Here is a 20607-nt window from a genome sequence, read left to right as displayed (position 1 = left end):
GGGCGGGCCTTACTTTTTTCCTTGATGAAAAAAGTAAGCAAAAAAATCAAGACGCTCCAAACTCGCTGAACGCTCAAACAGTGGAGCGCCACAAAACGCACTTGGCACTGCTGCTTGTTTCATAATGAACGTGCGAGTTAGTCTTGCTATACCTGCCAGTGTTAATTACGTGACAGTAGCTATAAGGCTTATACCTGAGAATTGGTAGTGGCAGCAAAGTCCCCCTTGGGGGTAGGGGCCCTCGACAAAGAAGGGGGCAGGGGGATGACAATCGTTCCCTATTCCCCTCTCAATAAAGAGACAGGTCTGTATTAGGAATAGCGTACATTATTAAAAACTAAACATGACTGATTTTTCACACTTAAACGATAAAGGCCAGGCGACCATGGTGGACGTGGGGGCTAAGCAGGCGACGCACCGTATGGCTACAGCACGCAGCATTGTGTCGCTGCCGCCGGAGGTGCTGGAGCAGTTTGCGGGCGATGATATACAGACGAAGAAAGGATCGGTGTTTCAGACGGCGATCATTGCTGGTATCATGGCAGCCAAAAAGACAGGGGAGCTGATTCCACTTTGCCACCCGATCGGGATGGACAATTGCAATATAACCATCCAGCTCAACGAACAGCAGGAGGTGGTGATCGACTGCACGGCCAGCATCACGGCCAAAACAGGTATAGAGATGGAGGCGCTGGTGGGGGCCTCAGTGGCGGCGCTCACCGTATACGACATGTGCAAAGCTCTGAGCCACAACATTGTGATCCGGGAAACGAAGTTGATCGAAAAGACAGGAGGAAAGCGTGACTTTAAAAGAGCATAGCAAACACAGCAAGATCGCCCGTCCGGCATACGGTAATTTTGGGCGCAACGAATGGGCAATTGTAGGTGCCCCTTGCGGTGCCATCAAAGCACTGGCGGATGTACTGATCAAAGAACTATCGCCCAGGTATACGTGTGCTTATGTGGATGCCCAACATGCAAAAGCCGATGAAGAAACAGTGCTGCCGGGGCGATTAGCTTCTGGTGCTGTGGCTGAGTATACCGACCAGATCCATTATCACCAGTTCGACATAAAGCGCGAGTTGAATGCATTTCAGTTTCGGCAGCTATTTAACGAAACTGACCTGGTCTTGGTGAACGGCAATCATGAACAGGCCAAAGCACAGGTGGTGATCATCGATGAAGCTAAGAAAGCGTCACTTCAAAAAAGACTGCTGCAACTGACCAATATCGCGCTGTTTTTACTGGCCGATGGGATGGAGGAGGTATATGATTTTTTGCAGGAGGCTATACCTGACTGGCAAGCTATACCTGTGCTGAAGCTAAGCGAAACCGACAAGATTGTGGCTTTCTTTCAAAACCAAATGCAGCAGGTTCAGCCAAAGTTAAAAGGCCTGGTGCTGGCCGGCGGACAAAGCCTGCGTATGGGCCAGGACAAAGGCGCGATGCAATGGCACGGGAAGGAACAGCGCTACTATATGGCTGATCTGATGCGCGAAATGTGCCAGGAGGTATACATTTCCTGCCGCGCAGAGCAGGAGACTGATTTGGATGCAAACTACAACACCCTGCCTGATACTTTTACCGGGCTCGGACCATATGGTGCTATTCTATCTGCTTTTCGCGAAGATCCGGATGCCGCCTGGTTGGTCGTGGCTTGCGACCTGCCATTACTCGATGCAGCTACGTTGCAGCACCTCGTAGAGAAAAGGGACACCTCGGTTAATGCCACCACCTACGTCAGTCCGCAGGACGGATTTCCGGAGCCGCTGATCGCGATTTGGGAGCCGAAGAGTTATCCGGTCCTGCTTTCTTTCCTGGCGCAGGGCTATACCTGTCCGCGCAAGGTGCTACGTAATAGCGAAATTCATTTGATAGAAGCTGCGCATGCGGATACCCTTCGCAACGTGAACACACCTGAAGAATTGGAGCAGGTACAGCTGCTTCTTCAACAAAAAACCACTTACTAATGCAAGCTTCCGACTTGTTACGCTACAGTTGCCAGATTGCCTTGCCAGGTTTCGGGGAAGCCAGCCAGGAGCGTCTACAACAGGCGCGTGTACTGGTGGTGGGTGCTGGCGGACTGGGTTGTCCGGCGGCGCAGTATCTGGCGGCCGCAGGTATAGGGACGCTAGGTATAGCCGACTTCGATACGGTTTCGCCCGGCAACCTGCACCGCCAAATCCTCTTTACACCCGCTGAAGTAGGTCAGAACAAAGCCCGTATCGCCTGTGAAAAACTGCAGCAGCAGAATTCAGGTATAAAACTGGTAGTCCATCAATTGAAAGTGACCTCGGACAACGTGCTGGAGCTCCTGCAGGACTATGACGTGGTGCTCGACGGGACGGATAATTTCGATACGAAATACCTGCTTAACGATGCCTGTGTGCTGGCCGGAAAGCCGCTGGTGTATGGGGCCATTTACCAATTTGAGGGGCAGGTGGCGGTCTGGAATGTGTCGGTTGAAGCCGGCAAAAGAAGCCCGAACTACCGCGATGTTTTTCCGGAGGTGGATGCGTCGCAGGTACCTAATTGTGCCGATGGTGGTGTGATTCCTACGCTGGCAGGTATGATTGGCTGTATGCAGGCAAACGAGGTACTCAAGTTAATCACTGGTGCCGGTGAACCGTTGGTGGGCAAACTCCTTTTGCTGGATGCCTTGTCAATGCAAAGCCGCATCATTAAAGTTGGGAAAGTGTCAAATGTGAAGATTGACAAATTATCGGAAACAGAGCAAGTGCCGCTTATCTCGGTGCCGGAGTTGAAACAAGGTATAGCCCAAGGGCTCTATGAACTGGTGGATGTGCGGCGTGAAGAGGAGCGGGAAGCTTTTCACATTGGTGGCAAGCATGTGCCGCTCGATCAACTAGCGGAGCAGATGAATCAATTGCCGGATAACAAGCCGCTGGTGTTGTACTGTGCTTCGGGCAAGCGGAGTGGAGAGGCGGTGAAGCGCATCTCAAAGGCGTTACCCGAGCTGGAAATATACTCTCTAGAAGGGGGTATAAAAGCCTGGAAAGAACAGCAGTAATTAGGGGTGGGCAGCCACCCATACCTCACCATCTTCAAAAATCTCTTTTTTCCAGATGGGCACCGTTTGCTTGAGCGTGTCGATGATGTAACGGCAGGCATCAAAGGCGGCATCGCGATGAGCAGCGGCCACGGCTATGATCACCGGGACTTCGCCTACCTGCAGCACGCCCGTGCGGTGGTGCAGCAGTATCTTTTCGATGGGCCATTTAGCCTGCGCTTCTTCTGCAATTTTCTGCATTTCCCTGAGGGCCATTTTGCCATAGGCCTCGAACTCCAGTCGCAGTACGGCCTTGCCTTTGGTGGCGTTGCGCACCGTGCCGATGAACACGTCAATGCCCCCGCAAGTTGGCGACATTACCCAGTCGATGCAGGCGGAGATTTCGAGCGGCTCTTCTGTTAGTTGTATATCGATCATGTGCGCTGTGATTAACCGCCGCTTACCGGTGGGATAATGGCGACTTCATCTTCTGGTGTCAATACCTGACCAGCCGCAGCATATTCGTCATTCACCGCGATCATAAAAGAAGCCAGTTGTTTCAACCGGGGGTACTGCGTTTCAAGTGCTGTTCGCAGCGCCTCCACCGTCGCTTCTCCGGCAAGGCCTACCTCCGTGGACGAAGCCCCAAAGATGTCTTTTGCAATACCGAATGCCAGGACATTTACTTTCATATTCTTTTTCTAAACAATGGATTTGAGACCATCAACAACACTGCGTTTGACAATTCTAGCGAAGTGTTTCGGCCTCTCCTGATGCTAATATTTTGCTATGCCGCCAAATTCAACCTATCTGATTAAGTCAGCTGTTTGTAGAGCACTTCTATACCTGCCACAAATATCAGCACGGCCGTCATGCGACGGATGACCAGTGGGTTGAACCTGGCAATGGCAATGCGGGAGCCTAATTGTCCGCCGGCGAGCACAGCTATACCTAGCAGAAGTATACGGTTCCAGTCGATGGAGGCTGGCAAGTGCGTTAGCTGGCCTGCTATACCTGAAATTGAATTTACCAAAATAAACAAACTCGCCGTGGCAGCAATGCGCCTGGCATTGTCCCAGCGAATCAGGTTGAGCAGCGGTGCAAGGAATATACCACCTCCTATACCTACCATACCGGACAGCAAACCAAGACTGCCGCCCAACAGACCGTCACGGGTATAGTTAGCTTGTGTAGGATGGGCGTCGACCTGCTCAGGTATAGAGCGGTTTTGTCTCCAAAGCAGTACGGCCGCCGTCAGCAGACTACATCCCAACAAAACAAAAAAGGTTTCCTGTTCCAGTCGCAGACTTGCCCCCAGGAAAGCCATCGGCACGCTCACCAGCACCAGCGGAATGATCTTCTTCCAGTTGACTTGTCCGTGCCGGATGAACAGCAGCGTGCCGCCCGTCACCACCACCACATTGCAGAGCAGGGCGATCAGGCGAATTTCCTGAAAGGGCAGGCTATACATCGCCAACACAGCCAGGTAACTCGATCCTCCGCCAAAACCCACGGAGGCATACACAAAGGCAATCACGAAAAAGAAGAACAGTAACTCCCAGTGCTGCATGCGTTTGATTTTGCGGTTATATAAGCAGACCCCCTCGCTCGCGTCCCGCGAGTGCGAACTATTTGGCGGACTCCGGCCGCTACTCTTTGTGCTAAATGGCACAAGTGGCGGGACGCCACTGGATAGCTCACACTCGCGGGACGCGAGCGAGGGGTTAAGCCTTTTAAGCGAAAAAATCTCTACTTCTTCCGTTCCGCTTTTACCTGGGCGGGTGTTACAGGCTTGGCTTTGTTGCCCCAGCTGTTTTGGATGTAGTTAAGCACATCAGCCACTTCCTGATCTGATAAGGAATCGTAGCCAGGCATGGCCATATTGTATGTGTCGCCATTGACAGTAATTTCGCCGCTCAGCCCGTGTAATACCGTGCGGATCGCCCGTTTCTGATCTTTCATCAGGTAATCGGATTTGGCCAGCGGCGGGAAAGTGGATGGTATCCCTTCGCCCTCTGCCATATGACAGCTCGCACAATTGGCAGCGTATACCTGCTGGCCTCTTGCCAGACTTTCTTTCAGGGTGTCGTTCGGTTTGTTAGTAACAGGTAGGTTGCCGGGTGAATCTATAGACAAAATACCGGTAGTCAGCAAAAGAGCTGTCAATAAGCTTTTGATCATGTTTTTGAATTTAGAAGGACTAATATAGGCATTATTCGCCAGTTGTGCAGGCTGTTCGATGAATCGGACTATACATACAGTGAACTTACCAGGTGATTATACCTTTCCAGAATGACCCGGCGCTTCAGCTTAAGCGTAGGCGTGAGCTCACCTGTTTCGATGGACCATTCGGCAGGTATAAGGGCGAATTTTTTGACTTGTTCCACTGGGTTGAACTCTACGTTGTATTGATTCACAGCCTGTTTGATCAGCGTCCATACCTCTTTGTCTTCCAGCACTTCCTGATTGCCTGGGTAGGATTTGCCCTGCTGGTCATACCATTCGCGCAGCTTGTTAAACGCTGGCACGATCAGGGCGCCCACAAACTTCTGCATTTCCCCGACTACCATGATCTGCTCGATCCAACCGCTTTCTACCATTTTGTTTTCGATCGGCTGCGGGGCTACGTACTTGCCGCCGCTTGTCTTAAATAGCTCTTTCTTTCGGTCGGTTATTTTCAGGAATTTTCCATCGATCAAGGTGCCAATGTCGCCGGTATGGAGCCAGCCCTCGTTATCGATCACCTCCGCGGTCAGGTCAGGACGTTTGTAATAGCCCATCATCACGTTCGGTCCTTTACAGAGGATTTCTCCGTCAGGTGCGATCTTCACTTCCACATTTTTGAGCAGCGGACCTACCGTACCGAACATGCGATTTTCCTCGGAATAGCGATTGCCGCTGATGATCGGGGAGGCTTCGGTGAGACCGTAGCCTTCCTGTATGACAATGCCAGCGGCTGTGAAGATGCGGAGCAGTCGTACCTGACAAGCGGCCGCACCTGTGATAATCGACTTCACCTCGCCGCCCAATGCCTGTCGCCATTTGCTGAACACCAGCCGGTCGGCAATGGCCAACTGCAGGCGGTAGGTCAGTGGCATCGGCTTGTTGATCTCAAAACGCTCGGCCAGGTCCAGTGCCCAGAAAAAGATCTTCTTTTTGTTGCCTGTGAGTTCAGATCCCTTGGCCACAATGCCTTCGTATACCTTCTCCAGCAAACGCGGCACTGTCGTGAAAATAGTGGGCTTCACTTCCCGCAGGTTGCCGGCAATGGTCTCCATTCCTTCGGCATAGTAAATGGATACGCCGCAGTAGAAGTAGCAGTAGGTGGCCATGCGCTCGAAAGCATGGTTGAGTGGCAGAAAACTGATGGCCTTCTTGCGGAACACACCCACTTCTTCAATGATCAGGGCACTGTCGAACACATTGTTCAGGATACTGAAGTGGGAGAGCATCACCCCTTTGGGAGTGCCCGTAGTGCCAGATGTATACAGGATGGTGGCCAGCTCGTGGTCCTCTACGGCATCGCGCAGCACCTCTAGCTGTTGCAGGGTATGGACAGCAGGTTCGGTTAGCAACTCTTTCCAGGAGGGAGCATCTTCTACTGGTTTGAAGGTATAGATCGCCTGCAGCTCAGGCAGGGCATCCTGCATACCTACTATCTTGCGATACAGCACCTCGTTGCCTACAAAGATCATTTTCACAGTAGCATCACGCAGGATAAACTCCAACTCACTATTGCTGATAGTCGGGTAGATGGGGACCGAAATGGCACCGATTTGCTGGATGCCCATGTCCACCAGCATCCATTCCGGACAGTTCGGACTGATAATGGCTACTTTGTCACGGCCTTCCGGGGTGCCGTCGTTTTTACTGATACCGGCACTGAGCAGGGAGGCACTGATGCGGTTAACAAGGTCCTTTACTTCCTGGGTGCTGTAGGTGCGCCACTGACCGTCTTCTTTTGAAGCCAGCATATCGTCAAGTGGAAACTGCTGCAACTGCCAGTCAATGCAGTCAAAGAGGCGTGCAGGTCTGGCCTGCTGTGTGGTGTTCGTATTGTTTTTCAAAACGTGGTGCTTGTGTAGATGCCTATTAGCAATACTGCGAACAGGCTTTCTGTGTTGCTAATTTGAGTCGGCTAGGTCCTATTCCCACCACTTGCTGCGGGGTGTCTGGCGACCCAGTATGATTGATTGCCCGATGCGTGGTGTCGTCATCATTATACCTTGCGACTTGGCTGCTTTGGTCACTCGCTCGATCGGATCGGTCCAGGAATGCAGGGCCAGAGCAAAAGCGCCCCAGTGGATCGGCATCATCAGTTTCCCTTTCAGGTCGAGGTGTGCCTGCACGGTTTGCTCCGGCATCATGTGGATACTGGACCAGAGCTCGTTGTACTGTCCGCACTCCAGCAGTGTAATATCAAAGGGGCCGTACTTTTCGCCGATCTCTTTAAACCCATCGAAGTAACCCGTATCACCACTGAAGAAGATACGGTCTTCTTTCCCAACGATGACCCAGGAGGCCCACAGGGTTTTCATGCGATCTGAGAAACCTCGCCCGGAGAAATGGCGGGCTGGGGTGGCGACAAACTTTATACCTGCCATCTCGGCTTCGTCCCACCAGTCCAGCTCCGTAATCTTTTCGGCGGGTACCCCCCAACGCTCCAGGTGCGCGCCCACGCCAAGGGCTACATAAAAGTGCCCGGTTTTGTCGGCTAGTTGTTTAATAGAACCATAATCCAGGTGGTCATAGTGATCATGCGAGATCAGGATCGCATCGATATAGGGCAGGTCTTCGATCGGAATAGGTAACTCCTCATTGAAGCGCTTTGGCCCCATGAAGCTGATGGGAGAGGCCCGTTCGCCCAGCATCGGATCGACGAGCAGGCGCTTGCCGTCCAGCTCGATCAGAAAAGCGGAGTGTCCGAACCAGGTGATGACAGTGGCTGTGTCCTGCACCTTTTCAAGTCGCTCGGGTGCTATTTTGTCAACGGGCAGGTACCAGTCCGGCTCCTGGTTTTCAACCTCGTCGAAGAAGCGTGAGCGGATCATCTTCACATAGCCTTTGAAGCCGATGTCCATGTTGGTCTCGACTGGGTTATGGAAGACACCATCGTGGTAGTGAGGAGAGGCCTGCATGGCTTGCAATCGCTTGCCTTTGGCCTCTGCGCCAAACTGAGGAGAGAGCTGCATGAAGCTGCAACCGGCCACACCGATAAGCAGCAAAAGAAAAAGGAAGGTATAGCTGATGATCCGTTTTAGCGTCATGGGGCAAAATTACGAATTCTTCTGATGCAGGAGGGGGATTGCGCAGCAAAAAGCCCTGCTTGCGTTTAGCCATTCAGGCTTTGCAAGCAGGGCTTTCATATGTATCCGGTAAAATCCGGTATGCCGTCTTAGTTAAAGGAAAGCTGCGTCACTCCCAGGTGACCCAGGTGGGTTGCCAGAGCCATGAAGATAGACGAGATCACTACACCCAGGCTGATGGCCATAAAGGCTTTCTTGCGCTCGATCTTAAAGATGTTGGCTGCAATGGTACCCATGTAGGCTCCGGTGCCAGGAAGCGGAATCATCACAAACACCATCAGTCCCCAGAAACCATGCTTTTTCACATTGTCGCCAGCGATCTTTTTGGCCCGCTTTGACAGAAAGATTACACCTTTTTTGTAGGCTTTAAATGGCCAGAACTTCTGACTAAATGTATCGATCAGCCACATGAACAACGGAAACACCAGGGTGTTGGCCACCGTGCCGATCAGAAAAGCCAGTATAAAGTGAACGTTGTTCAGAATGGCGTAAGGTATGCCTGCCCGCGCTTCACCGAATGGGGAGATACTCAGAAGAAAGGTATAAAGAAGCGTTTCAAACATATTGTTCTAAAAAATAAGCTAAGCTACTATTTTAAAGTCTGCAAATATAACGTCAAAATCGGTGGTTATACATCAGAACATGCTACTGTCACTGAAAATATTTTATCCACCTCTATATCAGATGTTTCAGTTGAGTAACTAGTGCACCTGTAACAGCATCACTATCAATTTAATTCAACGTATTTTGGTAGTTTTTTGATATAGTGATTTACTAATTATAAATATAATATCAAATGTGTTTCTGGTTTGATCAAGTTAAATTAACCTATATAGGCTCTTAAGCAATATTTTAAACAAAATTTTGTTGGGCAGATGAGGGGCTGTGTTAAGCCTTAATGCTTGTTTTTATTGTAATATATTTATTTTAGTCATTTGGCTATCCCAACTGCTCTCTATGTAAAAACAAAAACAGGTGCAAAAGTTCTGGACTTTGCACCTGTTTTTGAAGCTTTTATGCTTTACCTGCACAGTTGGCGCAGGCTGCAAACAGTAGTTTATAGCGGTCGCTGCGGAGGAAGTGGATTAACATTCACTTCTTCTACAATCTCCACAACCTCTACCATCTCTGGTTTGGTATTCTCCTGCTTGTAATTGCGATTACCGTTGTCTGTGCGCTTTTTGCCCATCAGAGCCAGAGCGGCGGCACCTGCTGCGGCCACTACAGCGCCCGCCACTACAGGGTTAGTGAGTGCACGGGTGTAGAGGCTGGTTGGCATGGTGTCCTTGATGCGGCCATGTATGCGGCCGCCTTCACCTGGTCTGTGCAAGGCACCATCGCGGTGCTGTGGCGATTCGTCAAGAAGCTGCATATCCGTCATAAGGAGTTCACTGGAAGTATCCATCAGGCCCGGTGCGATCTTATTTGTAAGACTCATAAGCTTGCCGCCTCCGCCTACCATCAGGTCGCGTTTCTGGTGGGTGGCAGCATAGAGGATAGCGTTGGCCACTTCTTCCGGCTCGTATACCGGTGGCGGCAGGGTCAGTTTATGGTCTGTGTAGTTCTTGGCATGGTCAGGGTAGGGGGTGTTAATGCCCGAAGGCTTGATCAGCGTAACCGATACAGGTGCTTCGTCCTCTTCCAGTTCTATGCGCAGGGAATCTGTAAAGCCTTTCACAGCATGCTTTGTGGCACTGTACATGCCCTGCATCGGAATACCCATGTCGGACAGCACGCTGCCAATGTTGATGATGGCCCCACCCCGGTTGCGCAGGTGCATGGCGGCCATCTGTGAGCCATACACTACTCCCCAGAAGTTTGTTTCGAAGAGGCGGCGGTTGTCTTCGTCACTCACCTCCAGCAGGCGACCGTAAACAGAAACGCCGGCGTTGTTCACCCAGGTATCAAAGCCGCCAAAATGTGACATGGCCATATCGGCGATACGCTGCACATCCTGCTGCCGGGCCACATCTGCCCCGATGGCAATAGCTTCGCCGCCTTTGTCATTTATTTCCTGTGCTATATCGTACAGCGCCTGCTCGTTGCGGGCCGCCAGCACCAGGCGCGCTCCTTTTTCGGCTGCGGCAAAGGCTGTGCAAAGCCCGATACCGCTCGATGCCCCTGTAATCACGATTACCTGGTCCTTCAATGGTTTTAGTTTGATCTTCATAGTTCATCAGTTGTTTTGTCGGAAAATAGATTATACCTTAATAAGGTACGCACATCTGGACTTGCAGTTAGGGAATAGCTGCCTTAGTCCTCAGGCTTTCACTAAGTTTTATACCTGTTCTGGTTTTAGTTTTCCGGGGATAAACGGCAGCGTCGGGTTTTGGGTGACAGGGCAGGTTTGAAATTAAATGGCTAGTATTGTGGTTATACAGCAGGACGATACCCCTGAGATAAATAAAATGACCGAAGAAGAGTTCGACGCCACGTTCACTTATACCTTAGACATGCTGCTGGCTGCCATGGCAGAGGAATCCGAGATTGATCCTGAAAAATTTTTCAGCATGGCCTGTGTACTTGAAAATCTGCGTTTTTTCAGCCCTGTGCTGTATGGGGCTATCCGGAAAAAGCCGGAGTAGGGGACGGGCTTGGTTTGAATGTTGCAACGCCAGGCCGCAACATAGCGTATGCGGAATATAAATTAATACTCGCCTATGTTTTTGTCTTATGTGTTCCAGGACTGGAACGTCAACAAAGGAAATCTTAAAGGGCGCCTCGTGATGGTGCTATTCCGCCTGGCCCGACCTGCTTCTATCAACACCCTTTTCCGCATTATCTGGTTGCCATACCTGGCCTTTTACAAGTTCTTTGTCGAATGGGTGTTGGGTATAGAACTGCCTCACTGGACCACCGTGGGTAAGAATTTTTTCCTGGGCCACGGACAGGCTCTGGTAGTGAACGGCTGCTCCGTGATCGGTGAAAACTGCTTTTTCCGCCACTCCACTACATTGGGTAACATACGTCGCGAGGACGGCAGTTATACTGGTTCTCCTATTATCGGTAACAACGTGGAACTAGGCGCCAACGTGTGCATCATCGGGGAGGTGCGCGTAGGGAACAACGTGCGCATTGGTGCGGGATCTGTCGTAGTAAAAGACATACCTGATAACTGCGTAGCAGTGGGTAATCCGGCCCGTGTCATCAGGCGTCTTGACCAGCCTGCCATGCCCGATGAGGTAAACAGTAACCTGCAGCCGCAGGAGGTATAGCCTGGTTTTTCGCCAGACCTAGTTAATATTTTTTCATATATTGCCTGAATACCAGCAATTTTAACCTAAAAAGGCTGAAGACTCCCATACCTACTCACCTTACCTAAGCAGCTTTTTTTAATGGACATAAACTTAAAACCAGTTACTGCTGCCGCAGCAGGTATAGATACCGGCGGTGAGGAGCAGTACCGGATTCTGATCGACAGCATAACAGACTATGCGATTTTTCTGCTCAATCCGGAAGGCTACATCAGCACCTGGAATACCGGGGCGAAGCAGATAAAAGGTTATGATGCTGAAGAAATCATCGGGAAGCATTTTTCGATCTTTTACACGAAAAAGGATATTGACGAAAACCACCCGGCAGAGGAACTGAGCAAAGCCATCGCGGAGGGCAAGTACACAGAGGAAGGCTGGCGCGTGAAAAAGGACGGTTCCGTCTTTTGGGCGAATGTGGTCATCACACCTGTGTATGACAAAGACCAGCAGCTGATTGCCTTCTCTAAGGTCACCCGCGACCTGTCGGAGCGCAAAAAGGCTGAAGATGATCTGTACCGCGCCTTTGAGGAGTTGAAGGAGAGCGAAGAACGCTTTCGTTTGCTCATAGAAGGGGTGACAGACTATGCCATCTTCATGCTGGACCCGGGGGGCAATGTGGCTACCTGGAATCATGGCGCCCGCCGCATGAATGGCTATGAAGCGAACGAGATCATCGGAAAGTATTTTTCCAGGTTCTACAGCCAGGAGCAGGTAGAGGAAGGGTTTCCGGATTATGAACTCAGACAGGCAAAAGAGCACGGCAGATTTGAGGACACCGGCTGGCGCTACAGGAAAGACGGTTCCGTCTTCTGGGCAAACACGGTAATCACTGCTATTTTCAATGAAAAGAAAGATCTGATCGGCTTTTCGAAAATAACCCGCGACCTGACTGAAAAGCTTCAGATGGAGCAACAGCTTTTCCGAGTGAATGAAGAGCTGCGGGAGAGTGAAGAAAAAAGCCGCTTGCTGATCGATGGTGTAAAGGACTATGCCATTCTGATGCTTAACCCGGAAGGGATCGTGATGAGGTGGAACGAAGGGGCCGAACGTATCAAGGGCTACAAATCAGGAGAGATCATCGGTCGTCATTTTTCTACTTTCTATGATCGGGAATCTATCTCAAAAGGCTTTCCGCAGTATGAACTCAGGAAGGCGCAAGAGGTGGGTCGCTTTGAAGACGAGGGCTGGCGCATTCGCAAAGACGGCACAGCTTTTTGGGCGAATGTGGTGATAACGCCTATTTACAACGGCAAAAAGCGGCTGCTGGGTTACTCCAAAGTAACCCGGGACCTGACAGAACGCCGCCGCAACGAGGAGCTGATGCACAAGAATAGTGAGCTGATCAAGATCAACAACGAGCTTGATAATTTTGTGTACGCGGCCTCCCATGACCTGAAAGCGCCGATCACCAACCTCGAAGGCCTGCTGCAGGCGCTGGAGGAAGACCTGGGAGAGGACTTACAAAAACATGAGGTGCTGTTAAAACACATGAATGGCGCACTCGGCACGCTCAAAAACGTGATCGCAGACCTGTCTGACGTGACAAAACTGAAGCACGAGCACGAGGCACCGGAAGACGTGCAGATTCGGGATATGCTGGAAGACATCAAGATCAGCCTGCAGCCTTACATCGAACATACTGGAGCAGTTGTACAGTGCAAGGGTATGGACTTTGAGACCCTGCGCTACTCCCGCAAAAACCTTCGGAGTATTCTATTCAACTTGGTCTCCAATGCCATCAAGTATTCGAACCCTGATCGAAATCCGATGGTCAAAATCAGTACAACCATAACCGAAAGTGGGGTGTACGAACTCTCGGTACAGGATAACGGCCTGGGCCTGGCCCCGAGTCAGATCGGTAAGATTTTCTCTTTGTTTAAGCGAGCACATGACCATGTGGAGGGTTCAGGTATAGGACTATACCTGGTGAAGCGCATTCTCGACAACTCCGGCGACAGTATTTCAGTGGAAAGTGAGGAAGGAGTGGGTTCAAGATTTATAGTGCGCTTCCATCAGACAAAGAAATGATGGCCATACCTGAAACGTCATTTCTTTGCCTGATGAAGGTAGGATAGAAGTAAAAAAGGAAGTGGGCGTGGGCACAACTTTCAGCGTATACCTCAGTAATGAGGTATGGCCGCGGCCTGTGCAGGGCCATCGTGCAGAGGCGAGCGTTTCATACCAGGTATAGGATTACATTAAATACACACAAATGCTGGATCTTGTCATTGAAGCACGCAAAGCCTCGCTCGCTCCCGGAATGGACGTGCGGCGTATTCTGCCATTTCGGCTGCGCCGCATGGTCGGCCCCTTTATCTTCATGGACCATGCCGGACCTGTAGACCTGCAGCCGTCCATCAGTCACGACATGGATGTGCTGCCACATCCGCACATAGGCCTTTCCACTGTCAGCTATTTGTTTGGCGGGCAGGTGACCCACCGCGACAGCCTGGGTGTGGAGCAGATCATCAGGCCGGGAGAGGTAAACTGGATGACAGCAGGTAGCGGCATTGCGCACTCCGAACGCTTCGAAGACCCCGCTACCCTCGCAGGGGGTGAGCTCGAAATGATTCAGACCTGGGTAGCCCTGCCTGAAAAGGATGAAGAGTCCGCCCCTTCGTTTGAGAACTACAAACCCGAACAACTCCCCATTTTTACAGAAACCGGCGTGTGGATGCGCCTGATTGCCGGCGACGCTTACGGGCTGCGCAATGGCGTGAAAACCCATTCACCCCTGTTTTACCTGCATGTCGTGCTGGAAAAGGACGCACGCTTTGGTTTGCCAAAAGAGCACTCGGAAAGGGGCGTTTATGTGGCCAAAGGCAGTATAGAAGTCTCCCACAAAACTTATACCGTAGGGCAAATGCTGGTCTTTAACAAAGGGGCAGACCCTATGATCGTGGCCAAGGAGCCTACTACTTTGATGCTGCTTGGCGGAGAGCCAGTGGGCGAACGCTATATCTGGTGGAATTTTGTGTCCTCGCGCAAGGAGCGGATAGAGCAGGCAAAAGCAGACTGGAAAGAAGGACGCATCCTGCTGCCTCCCACTGACAACCTGGAGTACGTACCGCTTCCTGCCGATCGTTCCAAACCTGCCGGTGGACCCTCGCCGCAGGCGCTGTCTTAAGGTATAGTCCTTACTTGTTCGAAGCCCTGAATTGCTCCGGGGTGCAGCCTATGTGCTTTTTGAAAAAGCGGAAGAAATAGGTATTGTCAAAATAACCGAGCTCCGCAGCGATTTGAGAACTCGTGAGGTCAGCATGTACCAAGAGCCGCTGCGCCTCCAGCAATGTTCTGTCCTGTATCAGCTCTTTGGTAGTTTTGTTCAGGGCATTGCGGCAGACGTCGTTCAGGTGCTTGGGCGTCACATGCAGGTGTTCTGCATAAAAAGACACAGGCTGTTGCTCCTTGTAGTGCAGGTCGATGAGTCGCTCCAGCTGCTGCAGCAGGGCAAGGTCTTTCGCAAAAGTCCCTTTCACAGCCTCACCCGGTCTGAAAATACGGGTCAGCTCGATCAGCAGTATGTCCAGGTACCTGCTAAGGGCTACATCTCGCATCAACCCGTTCTGCCTGTATTCCTGCTGCAGCAGTTGCAGAATGGGCATCAGGGTATTTTCATGCGCCTGGCTGATCCGGAGCACCGGATTGTAGAGCAAGGCATTGAAAAACGGAAACTCGAACGGCATTCTGTGCGGGTACTCCTTTGCATAAAACTCCTGCGAAAAGAAGATGATCAGGCCATCGGCATCACTCGAGAGCTCCCAACTGTGCACCTGTCCGGGTGTCAGGAAGAACACGTTGCCGGGCTGCACGTCATAGGTCTTGAAGTCGATGGTATGAGTGCCCTGGCCCTGCGTGATAAACAGGATAATGTAAAAGTCGTGTTTGTGAGGTTTGCGGATGAACAGGTGCTCCTGCAGGTGGGCGGAAAAAGAACTGATGTAGAAGTACCTGTCTTTGCGGGACTGGGCTTCAAAATCCTGTATCTGGTAAATGGGAAGATGTTCTTTTGCCATGGCAGTTTTTGTTCTATGCCCTCAGATGAATCCTTTGATTGAGTGCTGAGTGTTCAGCATAAAAGTACAGCATTTCGTCGTTTTTGTGCCGATTCAACAGCATACTAAAGAGCTAAATTTGCTTAGTTATTAGGATACAGAACGTCATGAGCGAGAAAAAGTCATTTTTATACAGTGTCGCTACCGCAAAATGCCCGCGCTGCCGGGAGGGGAACATGTTTCCGGAAGGAACCCTGTATAGCCCCAGGTTTGCAGACATGCACGCGAACTGCCCCTGCTGCGGTCAGGTTTTTGAGCCGGAGCCGGGCTATTACTATGGGGCCATGTATGTGAGCTTCGCATTCAACGTGGCTATTTTTCTGGTGTTTCTTTTTGTGATGTACCAGGCAGGAGTGGAGGTAACTATCCCCATGATGATGGCCCTGGTCGGAATAACCGTAGTGGGTTTGCTGCCGATTATCTTCCGACTGTCCCGATCGCTTTGGATCCATATCTTTATCAGGTATGAGGGGCCCAGCACCCAGATCCCTAAAAAATTGCACACACACTGATCCGGGAGCATGGAGCACCATCGTAGAACCGAGGATGAAAATACGCCGGACAAAGAACTTGTCTGGCTGAAACGAGACTATACGCCGCACTGGCTCTGAGAATGGGCTTTGTAGCCTGCATATAGTAGGTTTAGTTTGATCAGACCGCTCCAGTTATACCTGGAGCGGTCATTTGCTTTCAAGGGGTAGTTATAGAGAAGTCGTTTAGTGACAGACGTAAAAAAAATGGTCTGGGAAAATTAGATTAATGTTTAACTTTCTTTTACCTTTGGACCGAAAAACGATTTTGGTCTAACGTGTATGAACGAGAAGGATGAGCTTGTAAGAAAGGAGATTCTGGACGAAGCCCAAAAACTGTTCAGGCACTTTGGCTGGGCCAAGACCACTATGGAGGACATAGCCAAAGCCGCCGGAAAAGGAAAGAGTACACTTTATTATTACTATAAAAGCAAGGACGATATCTTTGATGCGGTCCTCACACGCGAGATGGACGAGGTTTTCCGGACGCTGCAGGAGGAGGTGAACAAAGCCCAGACGGCTGAAGACAAACTGAGGACTCTGTGTCTTACCCGGTTCAACATCCTCAAAAAGAAAGCGAACCTTTACACTGTAATAAAAGGGGACATAGAAGCCAATATTCCGCGCCTTAGGGATCTGCACAGGCGATACGAACTGAGAGAAATAAGTTTGGTTCGGAATATCCTCCGGTTTGGCCTTGAGCGGAAAGAGTTTGCCCAGTATGCGGCACATGATATAGATGCGATCGCATTTGCCATGGTTTGCGCCTTTCGGGGACTTGAAGTAGGCTTGCTAGTCGAAAATAACTTTGCCGCGCTGGAAGGCAGGATGGATATCATCAATAATATTTTAATGCGCGGATTGAAAACCTAAATTTTCAGTCTGATTAAAGCAATTTCCAAAAATAATCCATAAAATTTAAGGAATTATTGACAATAAATAGTAGTATTAGTAGGTATAAGTAGTTCTATAATTTATGAACCAAGAGAACTGTGTAAATTGCAACACGCAGTTTTAAGCCGGCTGAAAACGTGCTGGTGTTCATGCCAGTTAAATAAATACAGATAACAATTAACGTGTTGTAGATGGGCAATATACTTCGTGAGAAAATCCTCGCCCGTGAGAAGAGTGCTGCGCACCATGCAGCTGAAAGGGCGATGGCGCAGGGAGCCTATCCTTATTTCAGATCAATAGAGTCTGCTCAGGATACGGAAGTGATCATAAATGGCCAGAAGGTGCTGATGTTTGGGTCGAATGCTTATTTGGGTCTTACAAACCATCCGAAGGTAAAGGAAGCGGCGATAAAGGCAATAGAGCAGTACGGCAGTGGCTGTGCAGGTTCCCGTTTTCTGAACGGCACGCTGGACATTCACCAGGAGCTGGAGCGCAGACTGGCCGAGTATGTGGGCAAGGACGCCGCACTGGTGTTCAGCACCGGCTTCCAGGTCAACCTGGGCGTGATCTCCAGCCTCACCGGCCGCAACGACTACATCATTCTCGATGAGTACAACCATGCCTCCATCATTGACGGAAGCAGGCTTTCCTTTTCCAAGGTGATCAAATACAGGCACAACGACATGCTGGACCTGGAGAGCAAGTTAAGCCGTCTGCCTGCGGACGCGATCAAGCTGATCGTGGTGGATGGCGTGTTCAGCATGGAAGGTGACATTGTGAAACTACCGGAACTGGTAGCCCTGGCTGAGCGCTACGGCGGCAGCATTATGGTAGATGATGCCCACGGACTGGGTGTGATTGGCGAGCAGGGGGCCGGTACGGCCTCACACTTCGGGCTTACCGACCAGGTGGACCTGATCATGGGTACCTTCAGCAAGTCACTTGCCTCGCTGGGTGGTTTCATTGCAAGCGACTACGATACCATTCAGTACCTGAAGCACCATGCACGTTCGCTCATTTTCAGTGCGAGCATGTCGCCAGCCTCCGTGGCCAGTACCATCGCCGCCCTAGACATCATTCAGTCGGAGCCGGAGCGCCGTGAGCAGCTTTGGCTTAACACCAACTATGCGATAGAACTCCTGACGGCCGCTGGCCTGGAACTGGGCCCAACGGAAACGCCGATCATTCCGGTCTATGTGCGGGACAATTACCAGACTTTTATGGTGACGAAACTGCTGCAGGACAACGGTATTTTTGTGAATCCGGTGGTAGCGCCGGCAGTTCCTGCTGATTCTACCCTGCTGCGCCTCTCCATTATGGCTACGCATACCTTTGACCAGATCGAAGAGGCGGTTACTAAAATTGCTGATGCATTTAAACTGCTCGGCATCAACTCCCGAAATACATCTTATGAAGAGAGTACTGCCTGTTGATACCAAGCAGCAGTTGAAAGCCTTCATTGACTTTCCGCATGCCCTGTATAAAGACGATCCGCATTATGTGCCGGAGCTTTATATGGCGCAAAAGGATCTGTTAACGCCAGGCAAACACCCGTTTCACGACCACTCCGAAGTACAGCTATACCTGGCCTACGACGGAGACAAGCTCGTCGGGCGGATTGCGGCTATACTCAACAACAACCACAACGCCTTCAACAATAGCCGGGACGGATTTTTCGGATTTTTCGACTGCGTGAATGACGGAGAGGTAGCCAGTATGCTCATTCAGAAGGCACAGCAATGGCTGCTGGCAAAGCAGGTGACCACCATGATCGGCCCGGTGAACTTCTCTACAAATGAAACCTGCGGCTTGCTGGTGGAGGGTTTTGAAAGCTCGCCTGTGGCCATGATGCCCTATAATTACAGCTATTACATACAGCTGCTGGAGAAGCTGGGCTTCCAGAAAAAGGTGGATTTACTGGCTTACCAGTTCCTGTCAGAAGGCTACAACGACAAAGCTGCCCGCATGGCAACAGCTCTACAGGAGCGTTTGGCACAGAAAGGCATTATCATCCGGCCGATCAACCTAAAAAACTATAAGCAGGAAGCAGAGAGCCTGCGTGAGATCTACAACTCAGCCTGGGACAAGAACCTGGGCTTCGTGCCGATGACACCAAAGGAGTTTGACTACATGGCCAAAGACCTGAAGCTGATCGTGGACCCGGACTTCTGTCTGATTGCCGAGCATAACGGGAAAGTGATAGGCTTTTCGCTGGCTATACCTGACATCAACCAAATCCTCAAAAAGATCAGAAGAGGACGTTTGCTGCCAACCGGTATTTTTAAGTTACTGCTGTTGCGCAAAAAGATAACGGCCGTGCGGATCATTGCGCTGGGCGTGGTGGAAGGGTATCGAAAAATGGGGATAGAGGCCTGTTTTTACGGCGCTGCCATGCAGAAGCACCGGGAAAAGAAGATGCATTCAGCTGAGGCCTCCTGGATACTGGAGAATAACGTGCTGATGAACCAGGGGCTGCTGAAAATGGGTGCTACACCTTATAAAAAATACAGGATCTACGAGAAGGCGATATGAAGGAGCGTGTACTGATTACGGGAGCAAGCGGCTTTGTGGGGCACCACCTGGTGGAGGCTGCCGTGCAGGCAGGGCTGGAGGTATACGCCGCCGTACGCCCTTCCAGCGAGGTAGCGCACTTGCAGGCTTTTGACATCCACTACACTTCCCTTCACTTTAACGACTCCGCAGCACTGGTAAAGGAGCTGGAAGAGAAGCAGTACCACTACATCATCCATGCGGCGGGCATCACCAAGGCCAAAAGCGAGCAGGAGTATAACAACGTAAACGCTGGCTATACCCAAAAGCTGGCTTTGGCAGCTACGGAGGCCGATATACCACTGAAGAAGTTTGTCTTCATCAGCAGTCTGGCGGCGCTGGGCCCGGTGGTATACAGCGACACAACGCCTATACATGAGCAGAGCAAGGCACAGCCGGTAACGGCCTACGGCAAAAGCAAGCTCCTGGCCGAACAGTACCTGGCGGAGCTAAAGGATCTGCCCTTGGTCGTGCTGCGTCCGACGGCGGTGTATGGTCCACGGGAGAAAGATATTTTCATCGTTCTCAAGACCCTGAACCTGGGACTGGAGCCCTACATCAGCAACAAGCCGCAGTGGCTGAGCTTTGTGTATGTAAAAGACCTGGCAAGGGCGGTGATGCAGGCGCTGGGCGCAGAAATACACCATGCCTGCTACAATGTGTCTGATGGCAACAGCTACGACCGTTACGCCCTGGCTACTATTACCAAGCGCATTCTGGGCAGGAAGGCCATACGCTTTCACGTGCCGATGGGGGTGGTGAATGTGATGGCCCGGCTACTGGAGGCAGCCTACTCGACCAGCAGCAAAATGCCGGCCCTGAACAAAGAGAAGCTCAACGAGCTGGCCGCCGAGAACTGGAACTGCAGCATCGACCGGATCCGGCAGGACCTGGGGTTCGTGCCGGAGTACGACCTGGAGAAAGGGCTGGCACACACATTAAAATGGTATAAAGAAAACAATTGGCTATAAGTATTGATTTAAAACAGTTTTAGACTTTAAGTGAATA

The 20607-nt window shown here is 51.0% G+C and carries 21 protein-coding genes; 12 read left to right on the top strand and 9 right to left on the bottom strand.

The features are described from left to right. The first annotated feature begins 343 nt into the window (after nt 1–343). From moaC to moeB, 3 genes are read left to right on the top strand one after another with little or no spacing between them, the layout of a single operon-like run. On the top strand, nt 344–820 hold the full coding sequence (gene moaC / locus I0P70_RS18750) for a cyclic pyranopterin monophosphate synthase MoaC (RefSeq protein ID WP_196120682.1): 477 nt from the start codon (nt 344–346) through the stop codon (nt 818–820). Next, the gene (locus tag I0P70_RS21625) at nt 801–1970 is read left to right on the top strand and encodes an NTP transferase domain-containing protein (protein WP_196120681.1); all 1170 of its coding nucleotides are present in this window, start codon (nt 801–803) and stop codon (nt 1968–1970) included. Before moaC ends, I0P70_RS21625 begins: the two co-directional genes overlap by 20 nt. Next, nucleotides 1970–3031 carry a HesA/MoeB/ThiF family protein gene (gene moeB, locus I0P70_RS18740; RefSeq protein WP_196120680.1) on the top strand — a complete coding sequence of 354 codons (1062 nt, stop codon included), beginning with the start codon at nt 1970–1972 and terminating at the stop codon, nt 3029–3031. Before I0P70_RS21625 ends, moeB begins: the two co-directional genes overlap by 1 nt. Here the strand turns inward: moeB and I0P70_RS18735 are convergent, their stop codons facing one another. The 8 genes from I0P70_RS18735 to I0P70_RS18700 form a co-directional block, all read right to left on the bottom strand. Continuing rightward, nucleotides 3032–3448 carry a molybdenum cofactor biosynthesis protein MoaE gene (locus tag I0P70_RS18735; RefSeq protein WP_196120679.1) on the bottom strand — a complete coding sequence of 139 codons (417 nt, stop codon included), beginning with the start codon at nt 3446–3448 and terminating at the stop codon, nt 3032–3034. 11 nt (nt 3449–3459) lie between these two features. After that, a complete protein-coding gene (locus tag I0P70_RS18730) occupies nt 3460–3702 on the bottom strand; it encodes a MoaD/ThiS family protein (RefSeq protein ID WP_196120678.1) in 243 nt (80 codons plus the stop codon). 122 nt (nt 3703–3824) lie between these two features. Then, nucleotides 3825–4580 carry a sulfite exporter TauE/SafE family protein gene (locus tag I0P70_RS18725; RefSeq protein WP_196120677.1) on the bottom strand — a complete coding sequence of 252 codons (756 nt, stop codon included), beginning with the start codon at nt 4578–4580 and terminating at the stop codon, nt 3825–3827. Nucleotides 4581–4759: 179 nt separating this feature from the next. After that, entirely contained in the window at nt 4760–5191 is a 432-nt protein-coding gene (locus tag I0P70_RS18720) for a cytochrome c (RefSeq protein ID WP_196120676.1), read from the bottom strand. Nucleotides 5192–5259: 68 nt separating this feature from the next. After that, on the bottom strand, nt 5260–7077 hold the full coding sequence (locus tag I0P70_RS18715) for a long-chain fatty acid--CoA ligase (protein ID WP_230392288.1): 1818 nt from the start codon (nt 7075–7077) through the stop codon (nt 5260–5262). Nucleotides 7078–7155: 78 nt separating this feature from the next. Further along, nucleotides 7156–8277, bottom strand: coding sequence for an MBL fold metallo-hydrolase (locus I0P70_RS18710; RefSeq protein WP_196120675.1), 1122 nt, complete (start codon nt 8275–8277; stop codon nt 7156–7158). Between the two features lie 128 nt (nt 8278–8405). Continuing rightward, nucleotides 8406–8879: a small multi-drug export protein gene (locus tag I0P70_RS18705; RefSeq protein WP_076421573.1), complete on the bottom strand. Its 474-nt coding sequence runs from the start codon at nt 8877–8879 to the stop codon at nt 8406–8408. A 494-nt stretch (nt 8880–9373) separates the two neighbouring features. After that, nucleotides 9374–10486, bottom strand: coding sequence for an SDR family oxidoreductase (locus I0P70_RS18700; protein ID WP_196120674.1), 1113 nt, complete (start codon nt 10484–10486; stop codon nt 9374–9376). Nucleotides 10487–10673: 187 nt separating this feature from the next. On the opposite strand from I0P70_RS18700, the gene I0P70_RS18695 reads away from it, so the two are divergent. The 4 genes from I0P70_RS18695 (at nt 10674) to I0P70_RS18680 (ending at nt 14697) form a co-directional block, all read left to right on the top strand. Further along, nucleotides 10674–10901, top strand: coding sequence for a hypothetical protein (locus I0P70_RS18695; protein ID WP_196120673.1), 228 nt, complete (start codon nt 10674–10676; stop codon nt 10899–10901). Between the two features lie 75 nt (nt 10902–10976). Then, the gene (locus tag I0P70_RS18690; protein ID WP_196120672.1) at nt 10977–11531 is read left to right on the top strand and encodes a serine acetyltransferase; all 555 of its coding nucleotides are present in this window, start codon (nt 10977–10979) and stop codon (nt 11529–11531) included. Between the two features lie 120 nt (nt 11532–11651). Further along, nucleotides 11652–13598 (top strand): PAS domain-containing sensor histidine kinase, encoded by a 1947-nt coding sequence (locus I0P70_RS18685; protein ID WP_196120671.1) that lies wholly within the window; start codon nt 11652–11654, stop codon nt 13596–13598. A gap of 184 nt (nt 13599–13782) precedes the next feature. Continuing rightward, entirely contained in the window at nt 13783–14697 is a 915-nt protein-coding gene (locus I0P70_RS18680) for a pirin family protein (protein ID WP_196120670.1), read from the top strand. Between the two features lie 10 nt (nt 14698–14707). Here I0P70_RS18680 and I0P70_RS18675 read toward each other — a convergent pair whose 3' ends face one another. After that, the gene (locus tag I0P70_RS18675) at nt 14708–15586 is read right to left on the bottom strand and encodes an AraC family transcriptional regulator (protein WP_196120669.1); all 879 of its coding nucleotides are present in this window, start codon (nt 15584–15586) and stop codon (nt 14708–14710) included. 146 nt (nt 15587–15732) lie between these two features. On the opposite strand from I0P70_RS18675, the gene I0P70_RS18670 reads away from it, so the two are divergent. The 5 genes from I0P70_RS18670 to I0P70_RS18650 all read left to right on the top strand — a co-directional run bounded on the left by I0P70_RS18670 (nt 15733) and on the right by I0P70_RS18650 (nt 20570). Further along, nucleotides 15733–16137: a DUF983 domain-containing protein gene (locus tag I0P70_RS18670; protein ID WP_230392287.1), complete on the top strand. Its 405-nt coding sequence runs from the start codon at nt 15733–15735 to the stop codon at nt 16135–16137. A gap of 300 nt (nt 16138–16437) precedes the next feature. Beyond that, nucleotides 16438–17028 carry a TetR/AcrR family transcriptional regulator gene (locus tag I0P70_RS18665; protein WP_196120668.1) on the top strand — a complete coding sequence of 197 codons (591 nt, stop codon included), beginning with the start codon at nt 16438–16440 and terminating at the stop codon, nt 17026–17028. Between the two features lie 212 nt (nt 17029–17240). After that, nucleotides 17241–18482, top strand: coding sequence for a pyridoxal phosphate-dependent aminotransferase family protein (locus I0P70_RS18660; protein WP_196120667.1), 1242 nt, complete (start codon nt 17241–17243; stop codon nt 18480–18482). Continuing rightward, complete coding sequence (locus I0P70_RS18655; protein ID WP_196120666.1) at nt 18460–19581, top strand: hypothetical protein; 1122 nt, start codon at nt 18460–18462, stop codon at nt 19579–19581. The genes I0P70_RS18660 and I0P70_RS18655 overlap by 23 nt, the downstream gene beginning before the upstream one ends. Further along, a complete protein-coding gene (locus I0P70_RS18650) occupies nt 19578–20570 on the top strand; it encodes an NAD(P)-dependent oxidoreductase (RefSeq protein ID WP_196120665.1) in 993 nt (330 codons plus the stop codon). Before I0P70_RS18655 ends, I0P70_RS18650 begins: the two co-directional genes overlap by 4 nt. Nucleotides 20571–20607: the final 37 nt, after the last annotated feature.

It is taken from the genome of Pontibacter sp. FD36, assembly GCF_015686655.1.
In the GTDB taxonomy this organism is placed as follows: domain Bacteria; phylum Bacteroidota; class Bacteroidia; order Cytophagales; family Hymenobacteraceae; genus Pontibacter.
This window is presented reverse-complemented; position numbering and strand designations above follow the sequence as displayed.